Genomic DNA, 4,545 nt, shown 5'->3' on the forward strand with positions numbered 1-4,545 from the left:
CGCGCGCCCGGCCACCGAGACGATCCGGTCGGACGCCGTCGTGGTCGTCGGCGTGGCCGGCCTGCAGTGGAGCGACGTCACCGCCGCCGGCACGCCCACGCTGGCCAAGCTCGCCACCAGCGGCTCGGTCGGCACCCTCTCGGTGCGGGCCGCCCCGGCCGTCACCTGCGCCGGTGAGGGCTGGCTGACGCTCGGCGCCGGCCGGTCCTCCGCGGTCGTCGAGCCGTCGGAGATCGACACCGCCGAGGGCTGCGGTCCACGCACCGCCCCGCCGGTCAGCGCCCGCCCGAAGGGTGGCGGTGCCGCGGTCGACGGCTGGGAGGAGCTCGCCGCGCTCAACCGCGGTCTGCGGTTCGGCGCGAAGCCGGGGCTGATCGGCACCCGCCTCAACTGCACGGGCGCGGTCGGCCCCGGCGCGGCGCTGGCCGCCGCCGACTCGTCCGGGAACGTCGACGTCTACCGGCCGACGCTGCCCGACGACCCCGGCCCGCTGCTGCGCGCCTGCCCGTTCACCGCGATCGACCTCGGCATCCTGCCCGACCCGGACGGCTACGCGGCCCGGCGGGCCGACGCGCTGCGCCTGGTCGACTCGGCCCTGGCACAGATCGAGGCCACCCGCCCGGTCAACTCGACGCTACTGGTCGTCGGCGTGTCCGACACCGACGCGACCGACGGCCGCCTGCACGTCGCGATCGCCGACGGGCCGGGCTTCGAGGCCGGCTGGCTGCGTTCGCCCAGCACCGGCCGGGAGCCGTACCTGCAGCTGGTGGACATGGCCCCCACCGTGCTCGCGGTGCTCGGCGAGGCGGTGCCCGACGACATCGCCGGGCGGCCGGTGATCACGTCCGACACCGAACGCCCCGGCTTCGACGCCACCCGCGAGGAGCTCGTCGACGCCGACACCGCCGCGGTGTCACGCAAACACCTGGTGGGCACGTTCCTGGCCGGGTTCGCCGGGCTGTGCGCGATCGTCTACGCCGTCGCGGCCTGGCTCGTCCGGCGGCGCGATCCGGGGACCCCGGCGCGTCGCTACGGGTCGGTCGCGGTGACCGCGCTCAGCGCGTTCCCGGTGGCCACGTTCCTCGCCAACCTGGTGCCCTGGTGGGCCGCCGACCCCACCACACCAGCGCTCGCCGGTGCCGTGCTCGGCGCGATGGTGCTGGTCACCGCGCTCGCGGTCGGGCCGCCCTGGGGCCGCACCGCCACCGGGCGGCTGGCCGCGATCTCCGCGGTCACCGTGCTGGTGCTGCTCGCGGACGTGGCCACCGGGGCGCGTCTGCAGCTGAACAGCCTGCTCGGCTACACCGCGCTGGAGGGCGGGCGCTACGTCGGGTTCGGCAACGTCGCGTTCGCGGTGCTCGGCACCGCCGCGGTGCTGCTCGCCGCCGCGCTGGCCACCGGACGCCCGGCCCGGTCCGCGGTGGCGGTCGCGCTGGCCGTCGCGGTGCCGGTGATCGTCGTCGAGGGCTCGCCCGGGCTGGGCACCGACTTCGGCGGCATCCTCACGCTCGTGCCCGCGTTCGGCGTCCTGACGCTGCTGGTGGCCGGGCGGAGGGTCACCACCGGCAAGGCGGTGGCCGTGCTCGGCAGCGGGGCCGCGCTGGTCGCCACGCTGGCGATCGCGGACTACCTGCGGCCCGAGGAGGACCGCACGCACTTCGGGCGGTTCGTCGCCACCGTGCTCGACGGCAACGGGCTGGCCACCGTCGACCGGAAGATCCGCGCGAACCTCGACCTGCTCTTCGCCGGCCCGCACACGATCACGGCCGCGCTCCTGCTGGCCGTGGCGGCCGTCGCGGTGTTCCGGCCGCCACCGGGGCTCCGGGTCGCCTACCGGGCCCACCCCGGGCTGCGCACCGGCCTGCAGGTGGTCGTCGTGCTCGGCCTGCTCGGGTTCGCGGTCAACGACTCCGGCATCGCGATCCCGGTGAACGCCGCGCTGATCGCGCTGCCCGCGGCGGTCGCGGCGTGGCTGCGTCCGTATCCGCCCGGGAAATTCGGAGCGACCACGGAGAGTACGACCGGGGACGAGAAAACGCCGGACACGCCAGCACGCTCCGCAGAGGCCACCGCAGACGTGTTACCGTGAAATTCCGTGGGCGCGCGGGCCACCAGGCCGCGCCATTACCGCGGGAGTCCCCTTGTCGCTGTCGTCGCAGGCGACCACGCACGTCTTCGTCACCGGGGGAGTCGCATCCTCGCTCGGCAAAGGCCTGACCGCGAGCAGCCTGGGCAATTTGCTCAGCGCACGCGGGTTGCGGGTGGTCATGCAGAAGCTGGATCCGTACCTCAACGTCGACCCCGGCACGATGAACCCTTTCCAGCACGGAGAGGTGTTCGTCACCGAGGACGGGGCCGAGACCGACCTCGACGTCGGTCACTACGAGCGTTTCCTCGACACCCCGTTGCGGGCGAACGCCAACGTGACCACCGGTCAGGTGTACAGCCGGGTGATCGCCAAGGAGCGTCGCGGAGAGTATCTGGGCGACACCGTCCAGGTGATCCCGCACATCACCAACGAGATCAAGGAGCGGATCCGCGGGATGGCCGCGGCCGGTCCCGACGGGGTCGTCCCGGACGTGGTGATCACCGAGGTCGGCGGCACCGTCGGTGACATCGAGTCGCTTCCGTTCCTGGAGGCCATCCGGCAGGTCCGCCACGACGTGGGCCGCGACCGGGTGCTGTTCCTGCACGTGTCGCTGGTGCCCTACCTGTCGCCCAGCGGCGAGCTGAAGACCAAGCCGACGCAGCACTCGGTGGCGGCGCTGCGCAACATCGGTATCCAGCCCGACGCCATCGTCTGCCGCTCGGATCGGGAGATCCCCGAGTCGCTCAAGCGCAAGATCAGCCTGATGTGCGACGTCGACGCCGACGCGGTGGTCTCCTGCTCCGACGCCGCCTCGATCTACGACATCCCGAAGGTGCTGCACCGCGAGGGCCTGGACGCGTTCGTCGTCCGCCGCCTCAACCTGCCGTTCCGCGACGTCGACTGGACCCGCTGGGACGACCTGCTCGACCGCGTGCACCGCCCGCACCACACGGTGACGATCGCGCTGGTCGGCAAGTACATCGACCTGCCCGACGCGTACCTCTCGGTGACCGAGGCGCTGCGCGCGGGCGGCATCTCGAACTACGCGAAGGTCGAGATCCGCTGGGTCGCGGCCGACAAGTGCGCCACGCCCGCCGGTGCGGCGGCCGCGCTGGCCGACGTCGACGGCGTGCTGATCCCCGGTGGGTTCGGGGTGCGTGGCATCGACGGCAAGCTCGGCGCGATCACCTACGCCCGCCAGAACCGCATCCCGACGCTGGGGCTGTGCCTCGGGCTGCAGTGCATGGTGATCGAGGTGGCGCGGTCGCTGGCGAAGCTGGAGGGCGCCGACTCGGCCGAGTTCACGCCCGACTCGCCGCACCCGGTGATCTCGACGATGGCCGACCAGAAGGACGTCGTGTCCGGTGACCGCGACATGGGCGGCACGATGCGGCTCGGGGCGTACCCGGCCGCGCTGACCCCCGGTTCGCTGGTGGCCGACGCGTACGGATCCACGTCGGTCTCCGAGCGGCACCGCCACCGCTACGAGGTCAACAACGCCTACCGCAAGCAGCTGACGTCGGTCGGGCTGGAGTTCTCGGGCACGTCGCCGGACGGCACGCTGGTGGAGTTCATCGAGCTCGACCGCGAGCAGCACCCGTACTTCGTCGCCACCCAGGCGCACCCGGAGTTCAAGTCGCGGCCGACGCGGGCGCACCCGCTGTTCCGCTCGTTCGTGGCGGCTTCGCTGGACTACAGCAACGCCGGCCGGCTGCCGGTCGAGGTGCCGGTGCAGGACACCCCCGCGGGCGCTCGGTCGTGACGTACGAACTGGTGTCGCGCACGCCGCAGTTCACGTCGGGGCGGGTGATCGACGTCGTCACCGACGAGGTCACGATGCCGGGCGGGAACACGCGGCTGCGTGACTGGATCATCCACCCGGGCGCGGTCGGGGTCGTGGCCCTGGACTCCGAGGACCGGGTGCTGCTCGTGCGTCAGTACCGGCACCCGGTGGGCCGGGAGCTCTGGGAGCTGCCGGCCGGGCTGCTGGACGTGGAGGGCGAGCCGGCCGTGGTGTCGGCGGCCCGCGAGCTGGCCGAGGAGGCCGACCTGCGGGCCGGGCGGTTCGACACGCTCGTGGACCTGCTGACGACGCCCGGCGCGTCGAACGAGGCGATCCGGCTCTACCTGGCCCGCGAGATCAGCGGGGTGCCGGAGGCGGAGCGCTACACACGCTTCGACGAGGAGGCCGGGATGACCACGGCCTGGTTCGCGCTCGACGAGGCCGTCGACATGGTGCTCGCGGGGCAGATCGAGAACGCGGCCGCGGCGGCCGGGGTGCTGGCGGCCTTCGCGGCCCACGCCCGGGGTTTCACCGGGCTCCGGGGCCCGGACGCTCCCTGGGCGGCCCGGCCCTCCCGGGTCTGAGACGGGTTCTCGGGGTTACGACGAATTCTCGGGCCCACCGGCCGCGACGAAGGCCCGAGAAGCCGTCGTAGGCCCGAAAAGTAGAGCGC

The 4,545-nt window shown here is 73.3% G+C and carries 3 protein-coding genes; all 3 read left to right on the forward strand.

Annotation, left to right across the window (positions count from 1 at the left end):
* The coding region (locus tag ABD437_RS38235; RefSeq protein ID WP_344653877.1) for a COX15/CtaA family protein at positions 1-2,089 on the forward strand (2,089 nt) is incomplete at its 5' end.
* A 52-nt stretch (positions 2,090-2,141) separates the two neighbouring features.
* A complete protein-coding gene (pyrG, locus tag ABD437_RS38240; RefSeq protein WP_344653878.1) occupies positions 2,142-3,851 on the forward strand; it encodes a CTP synthase in 1,710 nt (569 codons plus the stop codon).
* The gene (locus ABD437_RS38245; protein ID WP_344653879.1) at positions 3,848-4,456 is read left to right on the forward strand and encodes an NUDIX domain-containing protein; all 609 of its coding nucleotides are present in this window, start codon (positions 3,848-3,850) and stop codon (positions 4,454-4,456) included. Before pyrG ends, ABD437_RS38245 begins: the two co-directional genes overlap by 4 nt.
* Positions 4,457-4,545: the final 89 nt, after the last annotated feature.

It is taken from the genome of Cryptosporangium japonicum (assembly GCF_039524755.1).
Lineage (GTDB): Bacteria > Actinomycetota > Actinomycetes > Mycobacteriales > Cryptosporangiaceae > Cryptosporangium > Cryptosporangium japonicum.